We start from the raw sequence: 25,890 nt of genomic DNA on the forward strand, positions 1-25,890 counted from the left end.
CGGGATCAGGTGTCCGACCACGGCGACCTGACGGTGGTACCGACCCACACTGTTGGCACCTGGACCAGCCTGGTACTGGACAGCCGGATCGACCAGTGCGCGTGGGACCGGGTGGAACTGGACTTCTCCAGCATGCCTGCGCAGAGCGTGGCCACAGTGGAGACTGCATCGTTTCACCAGCCACCTTGGCAGATCGACGAGGGCGACTGGACCAGAAGCGGCCATCACCACGCACCGAACGACCTGGCGGCGCACACCGTCGACTGGCCGGTACGGTCCGGACCGGGCCGCTATCTCGCCGTCCGGTTGCGCCTGACGCGGCCGACCGGCGGTACCCTCGCCATCCACGCGATGCGGGTGCACTATCCCAAGGCGACGTGGCTGGATTTCCTTCCTGCGGTGTTCCGCGCCGACGACGAGAGCCGGGATCTGCTGGAGCGTTTTTTCGGCGCGCTGGGCGGTGAATGGGATCCGATCATCGCCCGCATCCGCGATCTGCCGGCATCCTTTGATCTCGGTGCCGTGCCGGGCGGGGTGCCCATGCGGTTTCTGGCGAGCTGGTTCGGCATCGCACTGTCCACGGGCCCCACCAGCGCGGCGGAAACCGTGCGTTACGAACGCGAACGCAGAATGCTTCAGGCGGGCGTCGCGGCCATGCAAATCAGGGGTACCCCGGCGGCGTTGCGGATACTGCTGGTCGCACTGTTGACCAATCTCACCGGCGTCAACGTCGGGCGCACTCACTTTCCAGTGCTGCTGGAGGGAAAGCCTGCGGTAGGCGGCTGGTTCATCCTCTGCCGACCCGACCGGGCGGTGTTGTGCGGCCCGACCCAGCTGTGGGGCGCAGAAGCGGTCGGCCGGCTGCGGATCGGGACCTATTCCCAGGTGGGCAAGGCAAAGCTGATTGGTGTGGGCGATCCGGCTAAGGATGCCGCTGCCGTCATGACCACCGGGCACCACTTCCGGGTCTACCTGCCGTCGGCCTGGCTCGAGATCGAGGGTGTCCGGGACGCGGTCCGCGCGCTGATCGACGCGGAACGGCCGGCCACCGCCAGTTACGAACTCTGTGCGGTGTCCGGCCGGGTCGTGGTCGGAGCGCAATCCATCGTGGGTGTCAACACCATTGTGTCTCCTCCTTCTCTGCCCGCCGCGACGATGAATTGAGGTGGCAGCCCGGTAATGCCCAGCACCTTTGATCCCCTGACCACACAGCAACTCGAACGCAACCTGTACTTCACCGGGAAGGCGATGGCCGCGAGAGACTTCGCCGCTGATCCAGATTATTCGTTGCGGGTTCACCGGGCACACAACCGGTTGTGCCACGGCTGGGGAATCCTCGATGGGCTGGTTGTCAGTGCTGTCTCGTCGACCTGTGTGCGGGTCGGCCCCGGCGTCGGGCTCGACAGACACGGCCGGGAGGTGGTTCGCGGCAAGCAGCCGGACGTCGACGTGTCGCTCTGTTCCCTGCCGGCACTGCTGTGTATCCGCTATCACGAGGAAACGACCGAACCGGTCCCGCCGGTATCCATTGCATCGGCCGACGCACCGAAGTCCGAGTACAACCGGGTGCGGGAAAGCGCGGAACCCGTGTGGGTCACCGACCGCACACGATGGCAGAAAATCATCACCAATGATTGGTACGACGACCAGGGTAACGAAGACCGGGACCTGATTCCGCTTGCCGTCGTTCGCAATGTTGGCGACGGACAACCCTGCACGGTCGAACCCGTACGGCAAACCCTGTTCCCGCCAGGCCGGTTGACCCGGATCTCATCGGTGAACTGGCCGCATAACGGGGTATCACAGTTGCGCGATCTGGTCGTGCGCTTCGAGCGTCCGCTGCACGCCACCGCGCATGGCGTTTCCCCGAACACCTTCCTCGTCCAAACGGCTACGGGCCCGTTCGCGGACCGGAAAAGACTGCCCTGTCCAGATGGGAGATCACCGGAACTGGATACGGCCAGGAAGGTCATCACCTACCCGGTTCCGGCTGTCCCGGTGGGACACTGGGTGTACGTGTCGCTGCTTTGCGATTTCCTGACCGACGAGAACGGTCTGCCGGTCGACGGTAGTCATCTCGGCGGTCAGTTGCCGAGTGGCAATGGTGTCCCCGGTGGCGTGTTCGACAGCTGGTTCCAGATTGGCGCGGCGGTGACCTCATGACCACAGACTCCTTGCCCAGCAGTGCATCGGTGTATCCAACGTTCGCTTGTGGACAGGTGTTGACCAGTGACGATCTCAACAGGATCATCTCGTGGGTCACCTCGGTCAGGCGGCTGGCCGGGCAGCGCGATGGCTGGGGTGTCGTGCAGGGACTCAACGTCTCCGCAACATCCGGCAATGTCACGGTCGGCCCTGGCTACGCGATCAGCCCGACGGGGCAAGACCTGGTGCTGGTCGCTGATCGGCAGGTGCCCCTCGATCCGACACCGGGAATATATGACGTCAGCATCGCCTACGCGGAGACGAAAAGCGGCGACAAGGATCATCCCCTGGTAACCGAGGACGTCGAGATCACCGTGGGCCCGGCGAAAAACGCGCGCGCCGTGGTGAACGAAGCCATCGCCGATGCAACGAACCTGGACCTCACAAAAATGGCGGCGCTGCGGGTTTGGCTGAACAATCGCGTCACGACGAATCCGCCTGGTGGTGCCTGCTTCAATCCCGAGTGGATCAACGGTTCGTGGGGTGAGTTGCCCGGCCACTTCCTCCACTTGCTTGGCTGGTGGGCGGCCGACATGTTGCGGACCGCCGCGGACAAGCCGCCCACCGGCAAGGGGTTGACTCTCGCCCAGGTGGTGGTTGGGGCGCACGGTGAGCCGGAGGTCGACATGACCGTGCGCAGGATGCTGCACGGACCGCCGGGCGGCACGAGGCTACCGACGGATGCCTATGGCCGGGGGCTGAGTGAGGCGACCGCCATGTTCACCGCAGGTGGCGTGGTCGTAGCCGAATGGGCCGAATGGAATCCGGCCACCGTTGCCGAGGTCAGGACCCTTTTCCCGACCGTCGGCTCCGGCGATCTCGTTCAGGTCCGGCACGCCATCCCGCCAGGCGGGCACACACCGTGGGTAGTGGGCCTGAAAAAGATCGGCACACTGCCATGAACGGATCCGCGACGCCGCCCGAACGTCCGCATTACCTGGAAGGGCAGTTTCTGCGCACCTGCGATCTAGTGGACGAACAGGCTTACCTGGTGGAAAAGCGGCGCCAGCACGAGTTCAACCTGCACGACGGCAACCCGGCCTTCGACGAATCACAGCAACCGGGAACCGGCACGAGGGTTGTCGCTGCCGCGGTCTGTGGCCCAGCAGGCCATGAAATGGCGCTCGAACCCGTATTCGCCTTCCGGGTCAGTGGTGCTGACGGTGCCGTTCGAGAGCTGCTGGCCATCACCGCCGCAGGAAGATGCGAGCTGGCCGGAGGGCTCAACGCCCAGGACGTGACCACTGGCAAGGCGGAGATCGGCTCGCTGGAGCGGCTACAGACCCAGGCTCGGCCGTGGAACTGCTACCGCCCCGACAGCACCGAGGGGCAAGAGTTACGAATCGAGCTGGAGCCGCCGCTCATACCCGGCGCGGTGGACCGGAGCCGGTTCGTCGTTGGCACGATGTCTTCATCGGAGTCTTCATCGGACTTCGTCCCGGTGCTCACGGTTGATGCGGGTGGCAATACCGCCGTACGCGGGCGGCTCAGGGTGCGCGGTCCGATAGTCCACGCCGACCCGGAGGGTTCCTCCACCAACGCTGCGGCCCTCGGTGTCTCGCTGCGGAAGCAAGATAATGGTGCGGAGCGCAACCAGATCACCGCGGACATCACGGTCGTCAATCTCTCCTCGAAGCTGATCAGCGCCCTGACTATCGTGCTGGTCGTCGACAGCCAGAAACCGAAGCCGGTTCCATGTCAGCCGTTTCTCAAAGCAGAGGGCGTGATCACGACTCCGGCCGAAATTGACGGCGAGGCGGAAAAGGTCACGGCGATAGCATTCGGTGTCCTGCCGGGTGGTGTGTTGTGCCAGGCCAGCGGCGTCCTTGACCTGTCGTGACCGATCTGACGCACCGGAGGTGACCATGTCGAGCGATTCGATCAAGCGGGTGCAGTATTACGACGACCAGATCCTGCGGCTGCAGGATTTCACCGACGAACAGGACTACCACGTCGCCATGCGCAGGCGGCACAACATCTCGGGCCATGCCTGGGGAATCGCTTCCGGCCTCACAGTGACGCAGGACAACAACACGGTGTCCATTCAACCGGGATTCGCTGTGGACGGTTATGGCCGGGAACTCGTGCTTACCAACCCCACCGTAGTGGCGGAGGTCAAGCCGAGAACTGACAGCGCGTTCACCTATGACCTTTTCCTGTGCTATCAGGAAACGTCGAGCGACCCGGCACCGAAGGCGTTCGATCCGGACCAGCGGGATACCCGCTGGACGGAAGAACCGGTTCCCTTCGTGCAGCAGGTGACAAAGCCGTCCGAGCCGCCGAATCCAGACCAGCCACCGCTGGTGCCCGAGTGTGACTGGTCGTTCGACGCCACCTGCCTACCGCCCAGGGCAGCCAAGAAATGGCCGGTGTTCCTGGCCAGGATCACCACCAACCCGACCGATCCCCAGCTCACCATCGACCCCGGTCAGCGTCGCTATGTCCGAGTCATTGCCGCGAGGGTCGAACACCCCGCCAAGACCACAGCGGTGAACGTCGGTCCGGACCGGTTCTCCGTGGAGATCAAGAAGGAAGGCGACCAGGACACTTTCGAGTCCGGCAAGGTTCCGGACCTTACTGTGGCCGACGACGGAGTCACGGTGGCCCAGGGACTTACCGTGCCCGGCGAACTCGCGGCTCGAACGCTTCGATTCGCTGAGCCGATCACCGGAGAATCCGATGCGCAACCGTGGCGCATGTACCTGGCTGACAACAACGGTTTTCGTGAGCTTCGGATTGAACTGCCGGCAGGCAAGGACAAGCCGGCCCTGACCGTCGGAGCGTGGTCGGAGCTGGAGAAGAAGTTTCTGCCCTGCCTGACCGTTGGCTCCGATCGCACAGTGACCGTGGACGGGACGCTGGTCGTCCGGGGCGGCATGGACGGTGTCACCGGCGGGTCGCAGGACGCGAACCTGCCGCTGGCCATAGCCACCCTGCTCGACGCCGACCAGAACATCCTCGCCGCCCTGGCCACCAGCCTGCTCACGAATTACCCAGATACCGCGCGGGCGCTGGCCGGGCGTCTCTCCTCGCAGGGCTGAGGCGATGGACAGCCGGATCGACTCGCTGCACTGCGAGTACCTAGTGGGCCAGCGGGATTCCGCGGCAGCTCGGGCGTTCGATCAGATCGCCCGCACAACCCTGCCTGGCGCGCTGGACACGGCGCTGACGGCGTTGACCGGTATCGGCGAGGCCGTGTACGTGTGCCGTGACATCCGATCCGACTGCGTACTAGACCCAGACGCGCCGGACCTCGCCCGTCGCTGGGCCGAAGCGCTCGCCGGAGCGATCATCCGCGCGATCGGCGACGAGGGGCAGGACGGGATGAAGGTGATGCGGTTCGCCGACCAAGCCGACTACACCGCACGCTATCTCGCCGACCATGTCCACGGCCGAGCGGTTGGCCGCTGGTACTACCGGCCACTGGCGCCCTCCGGCCACCGTCCGCCTGATGTCACCGTGCTCGACGCGATCCGTGGCCCGTCCGCCGGTCCGGTTCTGGCGGCCCTGCACCGGCAGGGAACACTGCCGGACGTCCTGAGCGTGCTGGATGATGATGCCCACACCGCAGTGGCCGAACAGTGGTGCCTTCCCACTGACCCGACACCAAAGGAACCAGTTCGGTCGGGCGGGGTTCGCATCGCCGATCTCAGTACACTATGGACTCTTGGGGTGGTGCTCCCGGAGGACATCGTCCGGCGGCTGGGTCGTTGGCATTCGTCCTCGGCGCTCGCCGACGACGTTTTCAGCGTGCTGCGACGAATCGGACTCCGAGGCTTGCTGCGCCGCACCGGGGCGTTGCTGCCGGAGGCGGCCCGCGCCCGGGTGCCGTGGGAACTCAATCGACTCGGTGTCACCCAGTTTGATCGTTGGTTATCCGATGCCACTCTCTCGGTCGCGGCTACCTACTCGCCGTTTGGTGTGGCGGGCTCGTGGCCGTTCTCGCGGTTGGGGATGGAGTTGAACCTGGTGTTCCCCCGTGGGACACCTGGGCACGACTGGCGATTGTCACTGATAGGCACGCCGGATCAGCAACTGTCCACTGTGACCACGATGGTCGAGGGCTGGCTCGCCGCCATAGCGGTTCGCTTGGGCGGAACACCGGTGCTGCTGGGATTTGGCGCGGCACTCGCCGCCGATATGGCTGCCGATCGTGACCACCAAACCGCATCCGGCGGCGTTGCGCCGTCCACAGCGGAAAACATGCCTCCCATTCCGGAATATGTGCAGCCCGTCCGGGAAAATGTGTCGTCTGCGTCGGAGAATGAGCCTTCGTTGCCCGATAATCTGCCGTCCGCGCCGGAGAATTTGTCTTACGTGCCGGAAAATCTGCCGTCTGCGCCGGAGAATGAGCCTTCGGTGCCGAGAGACGTGATGCGCGCAGCGGAAAGAGAGCGGCGCGAAGCGGAAAATATACCGTACGCGGTGGTGAACGTGAACTCGCCACTTCTGCTCCCGGACTTCACCAGATTTCGCCCGGCTGTCGTTCTGGCGAACCAGGACGATCCAATCGCCGGGGCGATACGGCCGGAGCTTGGCGGGGAAACACCGAGCACCGTCTTGGCGTTCTTTGCCGACCACGGCGTTCCCCTGCTACGCACCGGATCAATCGCTCGCGCCCAGGACAGCGTGTTCGCCGAGTGGAGGGTCGCGATGGCGCACAGGCTGGGCGGAGTTCCGGTCGAGCTCGGCCGAACCACTCCGGCTCCAGCCGCGCCGACGCCAGCCATCCCGACGGCGGCCATCCCGACCCCAGCGACGCCGACCCCAGCGGCGCCGACCCCAGCCACTCCGAGCCCAGCCATGACGACCCCGGCGGCGGGCGGGCCACCGGCGGCAAAGGTACGGGACGCGGCACGCCGACTGCTCACCGACGCACCCGGGGCGGTGGAGCTCGGACAGCGGATCGGAGCCGCCGGGCCGGGACACTATTCGACGGTTTTGCTCACCGCCGCCCTGATCGCGGAACATCCGGACTGGGCAGGCAAGCCCACAGTCATCCAGGTGGTCACTGATGCGATGGCCGCCTGGCGAAACCCTGACGGGTCGGCCGAGTCGGATGAGCTGGCCCGCGTGTTGACGATGACGGCCGTGAACAGGCCCGACGAGATCGTGACCAGCCCGAACGCGGGAGTGTTGCTGCTCCTGCGCTCCGTGTCGGACCTGCGCCTGCCCGCGCTGCTGACGCGCGCCGGTTTCGCGGACGGCCTCTCGGCAACACTGTTGGCCGTCGCCGCCCGGCTGACGGGCACCAACCCGAGCGATCCGGCCGCGCACGTGTTCGCTGGGCTTCCCGAGCAGTCACCGGGCACCTTGCTGGAACTGTGGCGGCAGGCCGACGGCGACCGCTGCGCGAAGGTCCGTGACGCGGTGATCCTCGCGGCGCAAGCCCAGCGGATCACGCTGGACAGCGATCCCGCCGACGCACTACCGGATGGGCTGCTCGGAGTGCCGTCGGCCGACGCCACGGTCGGTCTGGTTGCCGTCGCCGTGCTGCGGGCTTGGTCGCGGTGGCTTGGCCAGTTCGCCGAGTCCAGCCCCGGCTATCTGGCCGGCCATTTCCTGTGCCGGGCCGGGACTGTGCGGCTGACCGAGAACGAGGTCGTGGTCGAGCTAACCGGCGGCCCACTCGACGTCATCCTGCACCTCGCCGGACACGACGCGCCCATCGCGGCGGTGCCCTGGCTGGGCAGGCGGAACGTGACCTACCGGATCGGTGCGCGATGACCGACGAAGGATACCCCGACAGCCTCACGCATCTGCGGCAGGAACTGGCCCGGATACAGCTGTTACTGCGGGCATGCGCCGAGGACGAGTCCGGCGAGGAATCGGACCACCGCCGCGAGGCCAGGAACATGGCGATCCTGATCGGCAAGCGGCTGGCGGCATCAACCGTCGAACTGCGGTTACCCGCCTTGGTGGACACCTTCGGGCTGGACACCCACCAACGGGATGCGCTGCTGCTGTGCCTCTTGTCCGAAGTGGACGCCGACAGCAGGCGACTGGTCAGTGACCTGACCGACGGCCCGGTCACTGCGGGACTCGCGCTGCGGACCGTCGCGGCTGACCTAGCCGGGATGGCCGAGACGTGGTTGGTGTTCGCCGCGGAGGGGCCCCTCCTCGCCCACGGCCTCGTCGTCGTGGAGCCCACGGGTGAACTGCGGCTCGCCGATCGGATCATGCGTCACCTGCTGGGCTCGGACCTGGTGGACAGCCGGCTCACCGGGATCGTCAGGCAAGCGGCCCCAGCGCCCTGCCCCGCCGGGGCCCTGATGCCCGATCACGACCGCGCCGCGGCCCTGTGCTCCCTCATGGTGGAACGCGAACCGGCGATGCTGCTACTGCATGGGCGACCCGGCGCCGGCCGCCGGACACTGGCGGCGGCAATCTGCGCGGAAGCCGGCGCGACCCTGCTGTTCGTCGACGCGCGGGCCGCGCTCACCGGGCAGTGGCCGGACGTGGTGCGGCTGTGTTACCGGGAAGCGCGGTTGCGTGACGCGATCGTCTGCTGGACGGGCATCGACCAAGTGACCAGCAGGGAGCATGACCACTGGGCCGTGCTCGCCCACGCCGCGGCGGCCTATCCGCGGCTGACCCTGCTGGTCGGCGACACGGAGTGGGATCCGCCTGAGCACTCCTGCCGGTTTCTGCGCATCGAGCTGGGTATCCCAGGATTCCCGGACCGCCGCCGGTGGTGGCGGGCGATGCTGCCACCACCGGCGGCCTTCGCCGCACCGGCCCCGGACCCCGACGATCTCGCGGCGACGCTGGCCGCGACATTCCGGTTCACCCCCGGCCAGATCAGCGCCGCCATCGAGACCGCAACCGGACTGGCCCGGTTGCGATCACCGGGTCCGGCCCGATTGCACACGACAGACCTACAGGAGGGTTGCCGCCGCCAGTTCGGGCGTGGCCTGGTCGCCTTCGCTCGCCGGATGCCGCCGAGCGCCGGGACGACCCTGGACGACCTGGTGCTACCCGACCGAAACCGCCGCCAGCTCACCGACCTCGCCATCAGGATCGCCGCGCGCGGCCGGGTAGTCGACGAACTTGGTTTCGGTGTCCGGCTCGGTCTGGGCACCGGCGTTCTCGCGTTGTTCACCGGTGTCCCGGGGACGGGAAAGACCACGGCCGCCCGGTTGCTCGCCGCGGGTCTGGGCGTGGATCTGTACCGCGTTGACCTGGCCGCGATCGTCAGCAAGTACGTGGGCGAGACCGAGAAGAACCTGGAACAGGTCTTCGACGATGCCGAGCGCACCAACGCCATGTTGTTCTTCGACGAGGCCGATGCCCTGTTCGCCAAGCGTGGGGAGGTCCGCGAGTCGCGGGACCGCTGGGCGAACATGGAGATGGCGTTCCTCTTGCAACGCGTCGAGGAGTTCAGCGGGGCGGTCATCCTCGCGACGAACCTGCGGCAGAACGTCGAACCGGCACTGCTGCGCCGGCTGCACGCCGTGGTGGACTTTCCGCTGCCCGACGCCGAGTCGCGACGCCGGATCTGGTCGGGCATGTTCCCCGCGTCGGTCACCCCGCCGGACCCCGCCGAGCTGGCCGAACTGGCCAAGCGGTTCCCGATCTCTGGTGGCGACATCAGGAACGTCGTGCTGGACGCGGCGTTCCGGGTACTGGGCGCCGACCAGGACGCCACCTCGATCGGGCTGCACGACCTGGTTGTGTCGGTGGGCCGAGAGTACCGGAAGCTCGGTCTCGCGATCAGCCCGGCGGATTTCGGCGAGACGTTCTACGACTGGGTGACGCAGGATCTGCTCGCCGTAGCCGGAAAAGAAGCGGAAACGACAGCCCAGGACTGACGTTTCCGGTGACAAGTCTAGGAGGTGGCCATGTACGGGAACTTCGTAGCCGGAACGGTCGGCGCGAACGGGAAACCGGTGGCAGGAGAGGGATTCACCGCTGAGCTGGCTGGCAAGCCGGGAATCATCACCGTGACCTTCCTGCCCGGATGGATCTTCACCGAACCACCAGCCGTGGTCGCGACGCAGATCCATCCGGACAAAGACGATCCGACGATCACGCCGAACACGCTGTCCAATGTGGTGATTCGATGGGTGACACCCCAAAAGTTCCAGATCGTCACCGGGGCGCCCAACGGCCTGCCGCTGGCGCGGAAGTTCAGCTTTGTCGCCATCGGCATCATGGGCACACCCAAGAAATAATCGTCACCGCAAGCGGAAGGAGTGAATCATGGCGAACACCTTGGTCTGGCTCACCTTCGACGGAAACTCGTGGTCACCTGAAACACCGGTCGGCGATGCGGACGATCCAACCGATCTGGCAATGGTTGTCCAGCAGGACAAACTGAACCTGCTGTTCTCGACAAAAAGCGCGAAGAAGGTGCTGACATTTGACGAAAAAGGCAAAGCGGGGCAGGTGGCTGTCAACGCGGAGACTGACGATCAACGATTCGCCGAGCTGAAATCTCAGACCGAGGCGTACCAGGCGCTGCCGGTAACCCGGCCCAGTCTCCGGAAATTCATCGTGGCCTCCGCGTGCTACCGCGGCGCGGTGCGGTACGTCCACACCGGCGAGGACCCGACCGGACCGCTGATCTGGCGGACATTCCTATCGGCCAAATGGAGCAGCGAGTATACTTTTCCCAACACCGCCTGCGGTCCCGATCCGGCGCTGTGTGTCTTCGCGGGGGTGTTGCACTGTTTCCACCGGGGTGTGGACGGCGAAAATCCGGACAACCCCAGGATCTACTGGAGTGTCAGCGACGGTCTCGGCTGGAGCGCCGACCGGCAGACACCCTTTTTCTCACCGGCCCCGATCACGGTCGCCGCGCACGTGGGCAAGCTCTTTTGCGCCTACGTCAAAAGTTCCTGAGGTGGGGAGATGTCGCCACGCGCCAAGAAACTCAAAAAAGACGACCGGTCGATCGCCACTCCTGAAACGCGGGATAGTTCAACCGCCACCGTCGACGGCGGTGCATTCGCCGGTGCCGCGATCCACGTACTCGATACCACCCGGCATGTCCCGAACACCCCCGGCCGCTTCGAGCCGCCCGTTCCAGTGCAACGCATGTTCGCACCGGAGAAGGCGCCTGGCCAGGTCAGTGGGCCGGTCCTGCAACGACAGTGGGAAATCAAGCAACCCTGGAACAATCCCACCGATGACGGCGGCACGTTCGGCCGCTCGATCGCCCAGGAGGATCTGGCCACGATCACCGCCGCGGTCGAAAAGGTGACGGCGAAGGCCGCCACAAGTCGGCCGCGCCTGGTATACCTGGGGATCGGCGTGGGGAACCCTACCGGCGCCTGGGGAAACCCCACCGGGCAGCCGCAGCTGGACATGGGCACGCAGATCCGTCCGGGTTTCCTCGCCGAAGCCGAGCAGCAGAAGTTCTTTGTCATCGCCGTGAACTTCAACACCGGGGGAGACGACCCCGTTCAGGAGTTGAGCAGTTCGGAGAGCGGAATCCATTTTCACGTCAATGCACACGCACCGCTGCTGACCACATCAGAACTGGACAAGCAGGCCGTAAACCTGCTGAAGGGACTGGCGGCGGGCCCGAATGACCGGCTCGTAGTGATGAATGCCGTCTCCAACCACCAGTACCAGGCACTCACCGAGCTCGTGACCGGATTCAAGACAAGAGGTTCCTACCTGACCTCCTACGGGAAACCGGTGAGCAGCACGCACTCGTGCCGCTCAATCAGCGTAGGGCGATGGCCAAGAAGTCAAGCCTGGCCACACTGAGCGATGTCTTTCCCGACTTCGAAGATCAGTAGGACGCTGCCACGGCCAGCTCACCTGCGTCGGGCGAGCAGGCCGCGCAACATGTCGAGGACTCTCGATGAGGACGGTATCCGGCCTTTGTTGACTCCGTCCACGAGCTCGTAGGCTGCCAGCGCCAGCGGCTGGAGCTGCTCGACGCTCTGATGGTCCGTGATTCGTCGAAACTCGGCAATGATCGCGGTGACTTGCGCGTTGGACGGCCCCACCTTGTCGGCAGTAGTTCCCATAGCGCCGAGCGAGGCGTGGATCGCCTCGGCTCCGGCGAAGTCCGGGCGAAGCGTGGAATTCTTGGGGTTCTTCAGCAGGTCGACACCGCGCACGATGTTTCGGAGCCAGTCGCCGCGGGCGAGTTCTACTGTCGTCTCCGTCCGGTCACCTGCTGTGCCGCGCTCCACAGACTGCGGGAAAACTCGCACGTTGTGGTCCGTCCCGGCTGCCTCGAGGACCAGCGAGACGAACTCCTCGGGGTTTTTCTCATAGCGGTTCCGCAGCGGTTCCGGCAATTGGCGGAAGTTGTGGGCGAAGTCGGTCCGCGACATCAGCACGCCCGCGATCGTCTTGGAGTTGGCCTTCTTTCCCATGCTGTCGGCCTTAGCGAGGTAGTTGCACAGCAGGGTCACCAGCCCGACCAGTTCTTTGGTGCCCGCGGTATTCCCATAGACGTCGTGCACCTCACGGGCGGCGTTCTGCGCCGCACGCTGCATGTATGGCTTGTCGAGGGTGAACAAACCGGCGTGCCGTGGCGCAGGCGTTCCGGTCAGGTAGCCGACCATGTCGCCGATCTGGCCGAGTGCCAGGCCTGCGGTAGCCTGCGGAGCGAACATCAGCGGCTGGCCGTCCGGGTAGATCACGCGGTCGGGCTTGGGGTTCGCCGGGTCGATCTCGCGTACGGGGATCTCCTTGTCCTGCTGGCGGCGGTTGAGAGTGCGGATCATCTCGACGACCGCGTTCATGACCCGTTTCACCTCGCCGCGGCTGTTAAGGGGAGCGGTAACCCACTCCAGGTTCGAGCCACCGCTGGGGCTACTGTCAGCGGTCAGGGCGAACCGGTCACCATCGATAACGTGCTCGCCTTTGCTCAGGTTCTTTCCGGGCAACGGCGGCTCGCCGAGCTCGTTTCTTTGCAGCCGATCCAGATTCAACCTCGTCAACGCCATCCGATAGCGATGAAAGTCGAGTTCCCGTGCACGGGCCAGCCATTCCAGGCCGGACTCGGTCGGTTTGCCGTCATTGAGAACCGGACCTTTTTCTTGGGCAACGCGGCTCAGCTCCGCAACGAGGCTCAGCTTGGCGTCGCTGGAAAAGCCCAGTTTCTCCAGAGCCTCAGCTGGTTCCGATGTGAGCAGGTGGGCCAGCAGCGGAGCGCCTGCCTTCCGGTCGTAGTCGCGTTCGGCCTCGCTGTAGGTGGTCTTCTCAGTATCCGTCGAGGGTTCTCGCACGTTCCACTGCGCTTCGAACTCGAAGCCCACGGCACGTTGAATGGCCGTTGGCTGGGCAGGACGTCCGGTGGTCGCGGCGTGCGGTGCGTGACCGTTCATTGCCCGCGTGGCATTGGCCTGCGCTGCCCGTTCGTAGCTGTCCCCAGGGGCGGAGACCCGTAGGCCGGCTCCTATGTTCGTGCTGGACACGGAGCCAGCGCGTTGCTGCATCACATGGGTCAGCTCGTGTGCCAGCACATGCCGTCCGGTGTTCGAGGACGTGTCGTAGTGGCCCTCCCGGAAAACGATATGCGATCCCGAAGTGAACGCGTTGGCCTGAACCGACGTGGCCGCGTCGTGTGCTCTACGGCCGGTGTGGACGCGCACGCCGGAGAAGTCAGCGCCCAGCCTCGCCTGCATGTCGGTGCGCACCGCGTCGGGCAGTTGATGGCCGGGCGAGCTCAGCACGTTATGCACCGCCGAGAGCTGCCCCTTGCCGTCGGGAGCCCGTTGGACCGGGCCGAGCGCGTGGCGCAGGATCATGGTGTCGGCCTGGGTGATTCCCGATCGGCCACGCGAGCGCGGTACCACTTGTCTTTCCTGCCGTTGAAGACGCCGCCGGACCCGCATCGTGACTCCAAAATCTTGTTGATGGTCAGAACGAAAGGTTCTGGATGCCCTGGCCGCTGAGTGAGATCTGCGCTCGGTCGCTGGTCATGGACTTGCTGGCGGGGGAGGGACGTCCACGGGGGTGGGATGCGGGCAGTGCACATGACCGCCGGAGCCGCAGGACTGGTGCCGGAGCGGCTGCTGGTCACTGGGCAGCGTGTCGTCTAGGTGCCGGGCACGCTGGTCAACGGCACCCAGCGCTATCACGGCGCCCTGCGCCGGGCCTGCTACCTGGCCGCACTGTCGGCGACCAAACACGTCGCGGGGAAGCTGCACACACAGGTCCTGATCGCACGTTCGAGTATGGCATCGGGCACCGGAAGTACGGAACATCCGTCACCTGTTCAGCGGGGCGTAGGCGGTGACTCTGTTCGCTGACGCGCTCACTCACCAATCCGGCATGACACGACGGATTAGCACCGATTCTCCGCAGCGGATTCGGCCCTGGTTTGATCGTGATCTGATGGCGTAAGGTCAGGATCTCGGCGTCCTTGTCCCGGTCGCTCATCGGCAGCAGGCGCAGCATGGCGAACGTGTTTGTCACGCCTTTGCCGGGCGAGCAGGGGCCTGAAGACTTCGTGAAGAAGGTATGAACCCAGGGCGGGCATGCTTCGTTATGAGGGTATGGGAAGCCGATGCTTGGGAGTGCGGACATGATGGCAAACGATCACGGCACGGTGCTCGCCACCATGATCTTCAACCTGGTAGCCCCGGCGGGAGTGATCGCGCCAGTTGGCGTGCAGCTGCGGTACGACAGCCGCAATCCGTACGAGATCTCCATGAAGCTCAACGTGGGCACGGACGGTCAGGTGGACTGGGTGATCGCCCGCGACCTGCTGGCCGACGGGCTGATCGCCGAGGCAGGCGAAGGCGACGTGCGCATCCGCCCCCGACTGGACGATCCGACGTTGGTCATGATCGAGATGAGCTCGCCGTCTGGGCAGGCGACCTTCGAGGTGAATGCTGACCAGCTTGCGGACTTCGTGAACGACACCTACGACGTGGTCGCGCCCGGTGACGAACACCGGTGGATGAACGTCGACGAGGCGCTGAGCCGGTTGCTCTCGCACAACCTGTAATGGCCCGGTTCTCCCGAAGCGCCGCACGCCAGGCGGCTGGCTGGGGAACCTGGCGGCGCTGAACACCTGAAGACTCCGCCACGCTGCGTCTCCGAGCCGGGAATCCACCCAGCGCAGGCGCAGCGCTGCATGCGGGAATTCGTCGCCGTCGAATACGTCGCTGCACCGCGCTAAAAGCCGTTGTGATCCTGAAATCCAGGTCCCCAGCCGTGTCGCTTGGGAGATCATCAGGGGGTGTCCCCTGATTCCGATCCCATCCAGTTTTCCCGTCCACGGGAACCATCTCAGGCGCGGCGTCGTCCTCGCAGGCCGGGTGTGCGCGCAGCCAGACGCTGATCGCCGAATCCAGTTTGTCGCCGTCGCCGACCACATGATTAACCGAACCTTGCTGGTCGCACCCTCATCCTGGTGAGTTCGGCGTCCCCGGCATGACCGCCGTGTACCCGGATCGCCACGTAACGCGCGGCACCGGCCAAGCGCACTGTCGTGCTCCTGCGGGAGGCCGGTGGGGGCGCTGGCGTGTACGTACGCCCGTCGGTGCTCGTTTCGACGGTGACGGCGGGCGACAGCCCGTCGGTCCACGTCAGTTCGACCTCGCCGAGCTGCCAGACCGCGCCGAGGTCGACGACCATCCGGCCGTCGGGGCCCGGGTGCCAGGAGGTCCGCTCGTCGCCGTCGACCGCTGCGCTCGGTGCGGACATCCCAGGGGGCAGCGGTTCGGTCGGGAACGTTGTGGCCCCCAGGGCGAGATCATCCAGGGGGTAGGGTCGGGTGTTGCGGGCCTTGATCGTCACCGTGCGGCGTCCCGGCACCGCCACTTGGCGCGGTGGCTCCCCGGCGGGCTGCACCTGGAGGCGCAGTGGCGGTCCGGCGGGTGCCGTGAGCCGGAGTGTCGCGCCGTCGGCGACGGTCGCCTGCAAGCCGACGGGCAGATGAGGCCCTTCGGCGGCGCGCACGGTAAACCAAGCCGGTTCGACCCGTCCTTCTGCTTCGGCCAACGACATCGTGAGATCACTGCCGGCCATCGTGATCACCTGAACGCCACGGTAGAGCGAGACGGCGCCCCCGGCCTCGGGTAGTGCGACGGTGCCGCGCACCGCCGAGCCGGACAGATTGAGCATGACGAGGTATCCGTCGAGCACGGAAGTGCGCACTGCGGCGACACTGGACGTCGGACGCGGCGCCGTCGCCGCAGTGGCCAGGGTGCGCGGATCCGGGTGGCATTCGACTTGCAGGGGTGCCGCGCTGCCGTCGGAGAGCAGGATCTGGTCACCGGTGACGATGATCGGGTTCGGAGAACCGGTCACGACGAACCCGGCACGCCCATCGACGTTGAGCCAGCCTCCGTTGGTGCGGACCGCCGGTCGCGGGTAGGTCGCCGCGGCGGTCCAGGTATCCCCGTCCTGCGAGGTCTCGATGCGGTAGCGCCGTCCGGCCGCAGCCTCCCACGCGATCATGACGCGGTCGAACCGCTGTGCCGAGCGAAGATCGACGGCGAGCCAGCTGTCGGCGCGCGGGCGATCGGCCGCGGCGACCGCCCAGCGCGTGGTCGCATCGCCGTCGGTCGCGTACTTCGCTTCCTTGCCTGGCGACGCTGACGAGGCGAACGCGGTACCCGCGCGGGCAAGGTCGGTCCCGTCGGTGCCATCGCGCACTTCGAAGGACAACACCGAATAGCCGTACGTCGGATCCGGTAGCACACCGAGCATCCGGACGTAGCGTGCCGTGACCGCAGGGAAAACGACCTCGTCGGTCCGGCCGCCGCCGGGCGGGGGTGCGGGAGCGGCCGGGACGGTCACGGTCCGCTCGGCGGTGTGGTAAGTGCGTTTACCGTTCAGTCCCGGAATGCCAGGCATGTCGAGGTTGTAGACCGACACGACGCCCTCTCCCGAGGCCAAGCCGGTCGTCGCGTATACCGCGGCGCCCGAGGGAAGCGTGGCGAAACCGGCGTAGCCGTTGTCGAACTTCAGCACGGCTGCGGTCGCGTCGAAACCGTCCCGCACCTTCGTCCAGGTCGCGGCGTTCCGCTTCAGTGTCTTGAGCGCCGTCGATGGCAAGAGCATCGGCGTCGCACCGCTTACGACGAACAGCCAGTCGTCGTGATGGGGCTGCCAGGCGAACTTGACGAAGCCCGGCTTGCTCACCGCCGCCGTCCACGCGGAAGACGTTCGGTGCGCCATCAATCCGGGCCCCGCACCGAAATCGCTCACGCCTATCGCGTACGCGTCGAACTCGGCCTGGCTCACCGCCTGCACCGGGCCGCTGTGACTCGCGCGCCATTCGTGCAGCAGGTAGCTGATCGCGATTTCCGCGCGGGCCTCTGGCTCGTACTTCGGCTCACCGGAGAACTTCGTGATGCGATCGGCCGGCGGGTACGCCTGGTAGGGCTCGAGCCGCTCGGCAAGCTGCACCTCGGCGCGTGCGGCGTAACGGTCGCCGAGTATTTGGGCGCGGAAGGCGAGCGGGAGGACGTCGCGACCGTAAAGATGTTCGCGGTCCGCCACCATCGGCATCAACGGTTCGCCCGCGTCGCTGGCCATCAGCAGCATGGTGTGCCACAGCCGCTCGCCGTTCGGCTGAGCGGTGAGCACCTCCGGCAGCGGCTGCCCCGCGAGCAGGAAATGCATCGCGTTGCGCCCGGAGGTGCGCCACAGCTCCTCCTGATAGTGCGGGCCGAACGAACCGTGGTTCTCGACCAGGAACGTGTCGTACAAGTTCTCGGCGGTGTTGGCCGAGATCGGCACGCCGTCCACCACACACGGGTTGGCCAGGTCCGCGACGGGCAGGCCGGTCTCGTTGCGGCTCCACTTACCAAACCACGCACGCCACGCCACGGCTTGCGGGTCATCCGGCGCCCAAGCGATTCCCGGGGTCAGTGCCTGGGCGTATACGCCCATCTCCTCTAACTTGGTGTCCCCGACATGCCCACCGGACAATCCGAGTGGCGTCCAGCCACCAGACAGCGGGTCGTCACCTGAGCCCAGCCCCGCCGTGTAGACGGCTTGGCCGATCGCGATCTTGTCTAGATTCGCCCGGGTAGCATCGTCCAGATCGCTCCACATTAGACGACCGGCGAGCTGGAAATAAGACTGGAACGTCGTGTCGAAGTACAGCCGGCGCCCCCACTCGGTGCCGCCGGTGATCACGTTCGATGCGGCGAAGTGCCGGATCGTGTCGACGGTGTGCCGGTGCAGCACCTCCCGCTCGACCCCAGCGACCGTCGCGTCGTAGCCCTTCCTGGTCAGCAGGACGGCGTTGCCGAGAACCACGGCGAACGTGAAGTCCTTGGCAGGGTAGATTCCTGCGGCCCGGTCGAACTGTCGCTCGGCCCAGCGCGTGTGCCGCAGCAACACCCTCAGGTAAGTTGCCGCCACGTCGTCCGAGGCGCCCTGGCGCCGCGAAACGATCGGCGCGGCCACGGCCCGTGCCCAGGCCATCGGCGTCACCAATCCGGCGGCCACGAGCGCGAGCCCACCTGCGCCGGACGCCCGGAGAATCCGTCGGCGAGAGCGCTCAATACTCAATATTCTCCACCCTGTTGACAACGCTGTCAGCGACGAATAGCTGATTCTGGTTCGTTCCGGCGTGGAGAGGCAATGCCGCGGGGCAAACCTGTCTGTTTTCAGACAACCGCACTACCTGCTTCGCGTGATCGTCGCAACGGTGACAGGGCTCATGATGGCAGCGCGAGGTTGAAGACTTCAGCGGGTGTCCGCCATCTCAGAATCTTGCGGGGCGTGTGGTTGAGCCGTTCCTCAACTGCTTGCAGGTCCGAGGGTGTGTGGACCGATAGGTCGGTGCGCTTGGGAAAGTACTGACGCAGCAATCCGTCTGTGTTCTGGTTCGTTCCCCGCTGCCACGGGCTGCCGGGGTGCGCGACAGAACACACCCTCGCGCAGCAGTGGCGCGATCTGCCCGTGGTAGGCCATTTCCGATCCCTGGTCCCAAGTTAGTGTGAGCCTGGCCGCGTGGGCAGGCCACGCAGTGCGCCTCGCCATCAACACGCCCTTCATGATCAGGCGTGTTGCGACAGGCCCTGGAATCCAGGTGCCGAAAAGTGGTCAAAATTCGGCTCTGTCTCACTTTCCGTGAAACCGCAACCGCGCCCTCGCGATTCGCTGTGCCTCACCTGCAACATCACGAGACATGACATCCGAACCGCAACAGGGACGATGTCTGCTTCACGGAAAGTGAGACAGAGCCCAAAATTTCGTGCCGTTGACACCGCCCGGTGAAGGTGACTTATCTGCGACGGTTCGGCTGCCCGAAAAGCGGCTCACCCAAGGCTCATCTACGAAGATCCCGGATACCCCCGACCCCGATATCGGAGCCGTAGGCCTATTGGATTCCGGAAACTTCGGGGTGCCTTGAGGGCTGGCTGGTGCTCTTGGGTGGGACCTGGAGGGGGCGGGTGGCGGGTACCTTGTAGCGAGGGCAGTCTAGGTGCCAGGTGTGGCTGCCGCCGATCCAGTGTTTGATGCAGTTGATGAACCGATCAGTATCTGCGCGTTCGTCCTGCGCTAGCGCCTGGTAAAGGTCGGAGGCCAGGAGTTGTTGCTCGGTGGCCAGGAAGTTCTCAACGATGGAGTGAGCGATCGACTCGGCCATCCGGGCGGCCTCCGGCCAGGTGCACTGTTCCTGGTAGGCGAGGACGATCACGATGTTGTCGGTGTTGCCCTCACTCCACTCATTGCGCGCGGAGACCAGGTCGTTACTGATGGAGATGAGGTCGACCGCGTCCCGGCGTAATCGCAGCATCGCCTCGGTGGCGTGGATGGCGGTGGGGACCTCGAAGCGTCCGGCTGCCTCGATCCAGTCGAACGTGGTCTCAGGCCCTGAGGTCTTGCGGCGCAGGTCGAAGTACTCCTCCAGTGTGGGGATGGTCTCGGTGGCGTTGTTGCGGGCTTCCTGGAGGTAGCCCTTGAAGGTGGCCCGCCAGTGGGCTTCGTGCCGTGCCCGCCATGCCGTGGAGGTGCGGGCGTGCAGCCTCTTGTTAAGCGTCCGCCACGCGTGAACCAGCGGGACGGCCACGGCCTCGGCAGGCTCACGGGAGGGGTCGGTCATGCCGTAGAAGTAGGCCTCCAGGACGTCCTCGGTCCACGGGAAACGCGCTTGGCGGTCGAGGGAGTCGTCCCACAGCCACGCCCACCCGACGCAGTCGGTGACTAAGTCGAGGTCCTCGCCGCTGGCCCAGGGGTAGACGTGCGCGATGAACAGAGGGAAGTCTGCGTGCTTGTAGGCGTACTCCGACTTGCGGTCTGGCCACAGACCGTGCTGGGCCACCCAACCGTAGTGTCGCTCTCGGGCCCGGTCCACATCCGGGCTGACCTCCGACGGGAAAGGCAGAACGAGGCGTACGCCGTCGATGCCGTAGTCGGTCTCGATGTGCATAGGGTTACTCCTGGATATTCAGCGGAATGATGGGAGACCGTCACGTTCCGTTCGGTGGGAGCCCGGGGTGCGATCCCCCGGGCTCCCGCGTGCCAGCATCAGCCGGTCTTGGGACGCGAGAGCACATCACCTCTGTCCTCAACTCCCGAGCGGGGCGATGGAGTTCTCAGGTTGGTCGGCGGATAGAACTTGCTCGCCCACTTGCGATACGCCCCGATAAGCCCGTCCTTGCGGGAAAGTTTCGGATGCTCCACGTACCTCTTGTGGTGCCAGATTGGGACGTCAGTCATGATGTCCCGCTTTAGAGCTTTGAAAATGCCCGCGCTGACAGCCCGCGCCGCCCCGCTGGAGGCCTGGGAGCGCAAGAAGTCAGGCAAGTTGCGGCCCCAGGTAACGCGTGAACTCACGGCCAGGTGCAGACGAACACGCCAAGGGGCGATGGCGGTAGGTAGCACCCAGTTGACAGCATAGATGCCGAATTCGGGTAAGTCGGCGACGACGCAAGTGCCGCCCAGGCCGAAGGCTGTCGTGCTCACGACGTGCTGCCGTTGGCCGAGAAGTGGCAGTTGCCTATTGATCTTGCTCTCGAGGTGGTAGATCGGTCCGTCTTCTCGTGCTGGGGAGGCCTCGCCGATGAATTCGACTCCGTGGAGCGGCTCGATGTGCCAATAGTCGAAGGCGTTCTCGCCTACCTCCTGAGGATGGCTCGCTAAGTCCGTTACTTGGTACACCGGAGCGTGGTCGCCGGTCAGGTCCATCTCCGGCAGTTGCCAGGAGGGAGCGTCGCCGTTGTGGTGATGCCAGGCCCAGACGATTCCGTAGGCTTCGGTGATCTCGACCAGGCTCAGGGACGCCTTGGGTGGCGGGCCGAAGGGCGTCCGAACGCATTTCCCATCCACATCGAAGCTGAATTTGTGGAAGGGGCAGACCAATTGTTCTCCATCGACTGTTCCCCCTGCGCCAAGATGCGCCCCGAGATGGGGGCAGTACGGGCGGGACGCCCGCAGTTTCCCGCTGCGGGTGCGATAGATGACGAGGTCTTCTCCCATGAAGGTGCGTGTTTGCACTACCCCAGGAAGCCATTCCGTGGAGAATCCCACACAGAACCAACCATTGGGGTACGGAAGCGGTGGTGGTGCGGGGCTGGCTACTTGCAGCTGGCTTTGTGATCCAGGTGGTGTGTAACTACGGATTTTCATTTGCACCTCTCTAGATCGCCATTCGGCAGGCTGGGCCGGTGCGCGACGAGCGGGGTACCGGCTGTGCCCCGGCTGGTCGGCGGATAGAACTTGCTCGCCCACTTGCGGTACGCCCCGATAAGCCCGTCCTTGCGGGAAAGTTTCGGACGCTCTACATACTTCTTGTGGTGCCAGATCGGGAAGTCACGCCTGACGTCCTGCTCTAGAGCTACGAGCATGCCGGAGCTGACGGCCCGCGCCGCCCCGCTGGAGGCCTGGGAGCGCAAGAAGGCCGGTAAGTGACGGCCCCAGGTAACCCGTGAACTGACAGCTAGGTACACACGAACACGCCAAGGGGTGATGGGGGTAGCTAGCACCCAATTGACAGAACGGACGCCAAGTTGTGCCAGGTCCATGATGACGGAAATGCCGCCCAGACCGATGACATTCCCGCTTATTAGGTGCTGCCGATCGCCGAGAAGTGGCAGCCGTCGATTGATCTTGCTCTCGAGGTGGTAGAACGGTCCGTCTTCTCGTGATGGGGAGGCCTCGCCGAGGAATTCGACTCCGTGGAGAGGCTGGAGGTGCCCATAGTCGAAGAAGTTCTCGCATACATCCTGAGGATGGCCCGCCATGTCTGTCCCTCGGAACACCGGGGCGTGGTCGCCGGTCAGGTCCAGGTCCAGGTCCTGCAGTTGCCAGGAGGGAGCGTCGCCGTTGTGGTGATGCCAGGCCCAGACGATTCCGTAGGCTTCGGTGATCTCGACCAGGCTCAGGGACGCCTTGGGTGGCGGGCCGAAGGGCGTCCGAACGCATTTCCCATCCACATCGAAGCTGAATTTGTGGAAGGGGCAGACCAATTGTTCTCCATCGACTGTTCCCCCTGCGCCAAGATGCGCCCCGAGATGGGGGCAGTACGGGCGGGACGCCCGCAGTTTCCCGCTGCGGGTGCGATAGATGACGAGGTCTTCTCCCATGAAGGTGCGTGTTTGCACTGCCCCAGGAAGCCATTCCGTGGAGAATCCCACACAGAACCAACCATCGGGGTACGGAAGCGGAGGTGATGCGGGGCTGGCTTCTTGCGGCTGGTTTTGTGATCCAGGTGGTGTGTAACTACGGATTTTCATTTGCACCTCTCTAGATCGCCATTCGGCAGGCTGGGCCGGTGCGCGACGAGCGGGGTACCGGCTGTGCCCCGGCTGGTCGGCGGATAGAACTTGCTCGCCCACTTGCGAAATGCCCCGATAAGCCCGTCCTTGTGGGAAAGTTTCGGATGCACCAGATGCTTCTTGTGGTGCCAGATTGGGAAGTCACGCCCGATGTCCTGCTGTAGAGCTACGAGCATGCCGGAGCTGACGGCCCGCGCCGCCCCGCTGGAGGCTTGGGAGCGCAGGACGGCAGGGAAGTGACGGCCCCAGGTAACATGTGAACTAACGGCCAGGTGCAAACGAATGCGCCAAGGGGCGATGGGGGTAGCTAGCACCCAGTTGACAGAACGGACGCCAACTTGGGCTAGGTCCACGACGACGCAAATGCCGCCCAGGCCGATGACCTTCCCGCTCACGAGGTGCTGCAGATTGCCGAGAAGCGGCATTCGCCGATTGAGCTTGATGTTTATGTCGTAAAACGGTCCGTCTGCTCGCGGTGGGGAGACCTCGCCGAGGAATTCGACTCCGTGGAGCGGCTGGATGTGCCCATAGTCGAAGGAGTTCTCGCATACCTCCTGAGGATGGCCCGCCATGTCCGTTGCTCGGTACACCGGAGCGTGGTCGCTGGGCAGGTCCAGGTCCGGCAGTTGCCAGGAGGGAGCGTCGCCGTTGTGGTGATGCCAGGCCCAGACGATTCCGTAGGCTTCGGTGATCTCGACCAGGCTCAGGGATGCCCTGGGAGGCGGGCCGAAGGGCGTCCGGACGCACTTCCCGTCCACATCGAAGCTGAATTTGTGGAACCGAGATGGGGGCAGTACGGGCGGGATGCCCGCAGTTTCCCGCTGCGGGTGCGATAGATGACGAGGTCTTCTCCCATGAAGGGGCGTGTTTGCACTACCCCAGGAAGCCATTCTGTGGAGAATCCCACGCAGAACCAACCATTGGGGTACGGAAGCGGTGGCGGTGCGGGGCTGGCTTCTTGCGGTTGGTTTTGTGATCCAGGTGGCGTGTAACTACGGATTTTCATTTCCACCTCTCTAGATCGCCATGCGGCAGGCTGGACCGGTGCGCAACGAGCGGGGTACCGGCTGTGCCCCCATACAGAACGAGCGCGGGGAGATCGGCAGTACTGTCCACGGTCGCGGGGTGCGAGACGAGGTCTCCACCACGTAATGGCTACGGCCAGCAACCGCCTTTCGTTGTCGACTCAGGCCTCCGGGGAGCGCACCGGCCGCCAGCGTATTTCCATCCGGGCCGGATTACCAGGTGCGCTTCCCGCACCCATGTCGGGCACTGGTCAGGCGTTCGGCGTAAACGGTCGCGGGGCCGCCTGACTTCGTCGGGTTCCTCTCCGGAGAGCAGTCCGGCCGTGACAGGAACGACGGTGGTTGTCCGCTGCGACTGTCGCTTGTGGAGAGGCGAGCAGGTTGGCGGACCAGCGGGGTGGTTGCGGTGTCCGAAATTCGACGCGACGACGGCGAACGAATCGCCGGGTGGCTTGTGGAACAGCGGAGTGGACCGCAGGGTGCCCGGTGCGGTGGCCGGTGGTGGTGAGCAGCAGGATGCCGGCTCCGGTGGTGCCTCCGACGCTGAAGCGGCCATCGTCAAGGCAGGTAGGTAACACTCGCTCTTGTTGCTTTCCAAAAGGTGACCCCTGGCCATGACCCTCCTTTCACGAGGTTGACTGTGCGACGCTTCGGATGGCACTCCAGCACTTGCGGCGTCCGGAGGGTGTCGTCATCGGGTGCGCGTGGTCGCGGCGTGGGCCATCGCGCGCAGGTTGACTTTCGCGTCGGCCGTGATCGGGGCGTTGTCCAGTGCGGTCAGTGCGGCGGCGGTCCGTTGGGTGATCATGGTTTCGACCATTGCGCGGGCTCCGCAGTCGGTGATGATCTCGCGTAGGGTAGCGGCGCCGTCGGCGTCGAGGCCGGGGTTGCCGTACAACTTCTCCAGCTGTTCGGCCTGGGTAGGGCTGGCTTGCTGTCGAGTCAGTGCGATGAGCACGGTGGGTTTGCCCTCACGTAGATCCCCTGTGGTGGACTTGCCGGTGGTGGCCGGATCGCCGAAGACCCCGAGGATGTCGTCGCGCAACTGGAACGCCTCACCGAGCGGGAGTGCGAAGTCGGTGTAGGCCCCCAACACCGCCGGGCTCGCGCCGGCCAGAACGGCGCCCAGGTGCAGCGGACGTTCGACGGTGTACCTGCCGGACTTGAGCTGGATGACGCGCAGCGCCTCACGCACGCCACCGTTGTGGCCGAGCAAGTCCAGGTACTGACCGAGCACGAGCTCGGTGCGGGTCTGGTGCAGCAGGTCACGGGCCCGGCGCCAGCGATCGGTGGGAATGGCACAGGAGTCGACGAGTGCGTCCGACCACACCAGACACAGGTCGCCGGCCAGGATCGCCAATGCCAGGCCCGCGTGTTCGGGGATGCCCGGCCACTGGGTGCGCCAGTGCAGGTCGGCCAGTTCCCGGTGCAGCGTCGGGCGACCTCGGCGGGTGTCGCTGGAGTCCATGATGTCGTCGTGGATCAACGCGAAGGCGTGGAAGATCTCCAGCGAGGCTGCCGCACGAATAACGGCTTGCTCGACGGCTTCGGAGCGCTGGTCTTCGGCGCCGAGCCAGCCCCAGTAGCAGAAGAGTGGGCGTAGCCTTTTCCCCTTGCTCAGGACGAACTCCTGGACCTTCAGGAACACCTCGTTGATCGGTTCCTGTTCCCGGAACTGCGCGCCGGCTTGATCGAGGAAGGCCGCCAGCAAGCGGTTGATGCGCTCACGTGGTTCGGTGTGGTCTACCAACTGGCCTACTGTGCTGCTCTCGGGCACGCTCGGCTCCCAAATCGGTCTGTTGTCACCTGTAGGGTGTGGTCGAAGCGGGGTTGGTGGGTGCGCATTCGGTAGTGCGGCGCTTCGGCTACGGTGCGCGTCCGACCGAACGTCCATTGTGGACTCGATTCAGATCACGTGTGCCGCCCACCTGCGTGGGATCTCCCTCTGATGCGCGGCATGGTGGTTACTCGCCGCTTCCCGGCTGTCCAATGGTGGTGTG

Annotated in this window: 19 protein-coding genes and 1 pseudogene; 11 read left to right on the forward strand and 9 right to left on the reverse strand. The window is 65.2% G+C overall.

The annotated features are described in order from the left end of the window. Nucleotides 1-9 precede the first annotated feature (9 nt). The 10 genes from SSPN_RS0135800 to SSPN_RS0135845 all read left to right on the forward strand — a co-directional run bounded on the left by SSPN_RS0135800 (nucleotide 10) and on the right by SSPN_RS0135845 (nucleotide 11,922). The gene (locus SSPN_RS0135800; RefSeq protein WP_143539585.1) at nucleotides 10-1,164 is read left to right on the forward strand and encodes a hypothetical protein; all 1,155 of its coding nucleotides are present in this window, start codon (nucleotides 10-12) and stop codon (nucleotides 1,162-1,164) included. 84 nt (nucleotides 1,165-1,248) lie between these two features. Continuing rightward, nucleotides 1,249-2,163, forward strand: coding sequence for a hypothetical protein (locus tag SSPN_RS0135805; RefSeq protein ID WP_143539586.1), 915 nt, complete (start codon nucleotides 1,249-1,251; stop codon nucleotides 2,161-2,163). A gap of 143 nt (nucleotides 2,164-2,306) precedes the next feature. Then, entirely contained in the window at nucleotides 2,307-3,107 is an 801-nt protein-coding gene (locus tag SSPN_RS0135810) for a hypothetical protein (protein WP_148272100.1), read from the forward strand. Further along, on the forward strand, nucleotides 3,104-4,045 hold the full coding sequence (locus SSPN_RS0135815) for a hypothetical protein (RefSeq protein ID WP_010314558.1): 942 nt from the start codon (nucleotides 3,104-3,106) through the stop codon (nucleotides 4,043-4,045). Before SSPN_RS0135810 ends, SSPN_RS0135815 begins: the two co-directional genes overlap by 4 nt. A 25-nt stretch (nucleotides 4,046-4,070) precedes the next feature. Next, a complete protein-coding gene (locus SSPN_RS0135820) occupies nucleotides 4,071-5,246 on the forward strand; it encodes a hypothetical protein (protein WP_029536069.1) in 1,176 nt (391 codons plus the stop codon). A 4-nt stretch (nucleotides 5,247-5,250) separates the two neighbouring features. After that, nucleotides 5,251-7,932 (forward strand): hypothetical protein, encoded by a 2,682-nt coding sequence (locus SSPN_RS58050; protein WP_010314563.1) that lies wholly within the window; start codon nucleotides 5,251-5,253, stop codon nucleotides 7,930-7,932. Further along, on the forward strand, nucleotides 7,929-10,016 hold the full coding sequence (locus SSPN_RS0135830) for an ATP-binding protein (protein ID WP_010314565.1): 2,088 nt from the start codon (nucleotides 7,929-7,931) through the stop codon (nucleotides 10,014-10,016). Before SSPN_RS58050 ends, SSPN_RS0135830 begins: the two co-directional genes overlap by 4 nt. A 24-nt stretch (nucleotides 10,017-10,040) precedes the next feature. Then, a complete protein-coding gene (locus tag SSPN_RS0135835; RefSeq protein WP_143539588.1) occupies nucleotides 10,041-10,379 on the forward strand; it encodes a hypothetical protein in 339 nt (112 codons plus the stop codon). A gap of 28 nt (nucleotides 10,380-10,407) precedes the next feature. After that, complete coding sequence (locus SSPN_RS0135840; RefSeq protein ID WP_010314570.1) at nucleotides 10,408-11,049, forward strand: hypothetical protein; 642 nt, start codon at nucleotides 10,408-10,410, stop codon at nucleotides 11,047-11,049. A 9-nt stretch (nucleotides 11,050-11,058) separates the two neighbouring features. Beyond that, complete coding sequence (locus tag SSPN_RS0135845; RefSeq protein ID WP_010314572.1) at nucleotides 11,059-11,922, forward strand: hypothetical protein; 864 nt, start codon at nucleotides 11,059-11,061, stop codon at nucleotides 11,920-11,922. Between the two features lie 50 nt (nucleotides 11,923-11,972). On the opposite strand, the gene SSPN_RS49645 is transcribed toward SSPN_RS0135845, so the two are convergent. Further along, nucleotides 11,973-13,922, reverse strand: coding sequence for an eCIS core domain-containing protein (locus SSPN_RS49645; protein WP_202798990.1), 1,950 nt, complete (start codon nucleotides 13,920-13,922; stop codon nucleotides 11,973-11,975). Between the two features lie 779 nt (nucleotides 13,923-14,701). Between SSPN_RS49645 and SSPN_RS0135855 the strand changes: the two genes are divergently transcribed. Next, nucleotides 14,702-15,127 (forward strand): SsgA family sporulation/cell division regulator, encoded by a 426-nt coding sequence (locus SSPN_RS0135855; RefSeq protein WP_010314576.1) that lies wholly within the window; start codon nucleotides 14,702-14,704, stop codon nucleotides 15,125-15,127. A 374-nt stretch (nucleotides 15,128-15,501) separates the two neighbouring features. On the opposite strand, the gene SSPN_RS0135860 is transcribed toward SSPN_RS0135855, so the two are convergent. The 8 genes and pseudogenes from SSPN_RS0135860 to SSPN_RS0135890 form a co-directional block, all read right to left on the reverse strand. Beyond that, nucleotides 15,502-18,588, reverse strand: a complete 3,087-nt coding sequence (locus SSPN_RS0135860; protein ID WP_010314577.1) for a discoidin domain-containing protein — start codon at nucleotides 18,586-18,588, stop codon at nucleotides 15,502-15,504. A 212-nt stretch (nucleotides 18,589-18,800) separates the two neighbouring features. After that, nucleotides 18,801-19,098 (reverse strand): annotated as a pseudogene (locus tag SSPN_RS61015) (IS30 family transposase); the annotation flags it as partial. Between the two features lie 367 nt (nucleotides 19,099-19,465). Continuing rightward, the gene (locus tag SSPN_RS0135865) at nucleotides 19,466-20,518 is read right to left on the reverse strand and encodes a terpene synthase family protein (RefSeq protein WP_010314578.1); all 1,053 of its coding nucleotides are present in this window, start codon (nucleotides 20,516-20,518) and stop codon (nucleotides 19,466-19,468) included. A 98-nt stretch (nucleotides 20,519-20,616) separates the two neighbouring features. After that, nucleotides 20,617-21,618, reverse strand: coding sequence for a Rieske 2Fe-2S domain-containing protein (locus SSPN_RS47490; RefSeq protein ID WP_192814561.1), 1,002 nt, complete (start codon nucleotides 21,616-21,618; stop codon nucleotides 20,617-20,619). A 95-nt stretch (nucleotides 21,619-21,713) separates the two neighbouring features. Then, on the reverse strand, nucleotides 21,714-22,724 hold the full coding sequence (locus SSPN_RS47495; protein WP_083822303.1) for a Rieske 2Fe-2S domain-containing protein: 1,011 nt from the start codon (nucleotides 22,722-22,724) through the stop codon (nucleotides 21,714-21,716). A gap of 95 nt (nucleotides 22,725-22,819) precedes the next feature. Next, nucleotides 22,820-23,623, reverse strand: a complete 804-nt coding sequence (locus tag SSPN_RS0135880; RefSeq protein WP_010314581.1) for an aromatic ring-hydroxylating dioxygenase subunit alpha — start codon at nucleotides 23,621-23,623, stop codon at nucleotides 22,820-22,822. Then, the gene (locus tag SSPN_RS63130) at nucleotides 23,569-23,871 is read right to left on the reverse strand and encodes a Rieske 2Fe-2S domain-containing protein (protein WP_148272102.1); all 303 of its coding nucleotides are present in this window, start codon (nucleotides 23,869-23,871) and stop codon (nucleotides 23,569-23,571) included. The genes SSPN_RS0135880 and SSPN_RS63130 overlap by 55 nt, the downstream gene beginning before the upstream one ends. A 710-nt stretch (nucleotides 23,872-24,581) precedes the next feature. Beyond that, on the reverse strand, nucleotides 24,582-25,667 hold the full coding sequence (locus tag SSPN_RS0135890; RefSeq protein WP_202798991.1) for a polyprenyl synthetase family protein: 1,086 nt from the start codon (nucleotides 25,665-25,667) through the stop codon (nucleotides 24,582-24,584). Nucleotides 25,668-25,890 lie beyond the last annotated feature (223 nt).

This window comes from Saccharopolyspora spinosa NRRL 18395, from assembly GCF_000194155.1.
GTDB classification, from domain to species: domain Bacteria; phylum Actinomycetota; class Actinomycetes; order Mycobacteriales; family Pseudonocardiaceae; genus Saccharopolyspora; species Saccharopolyspora spinosa.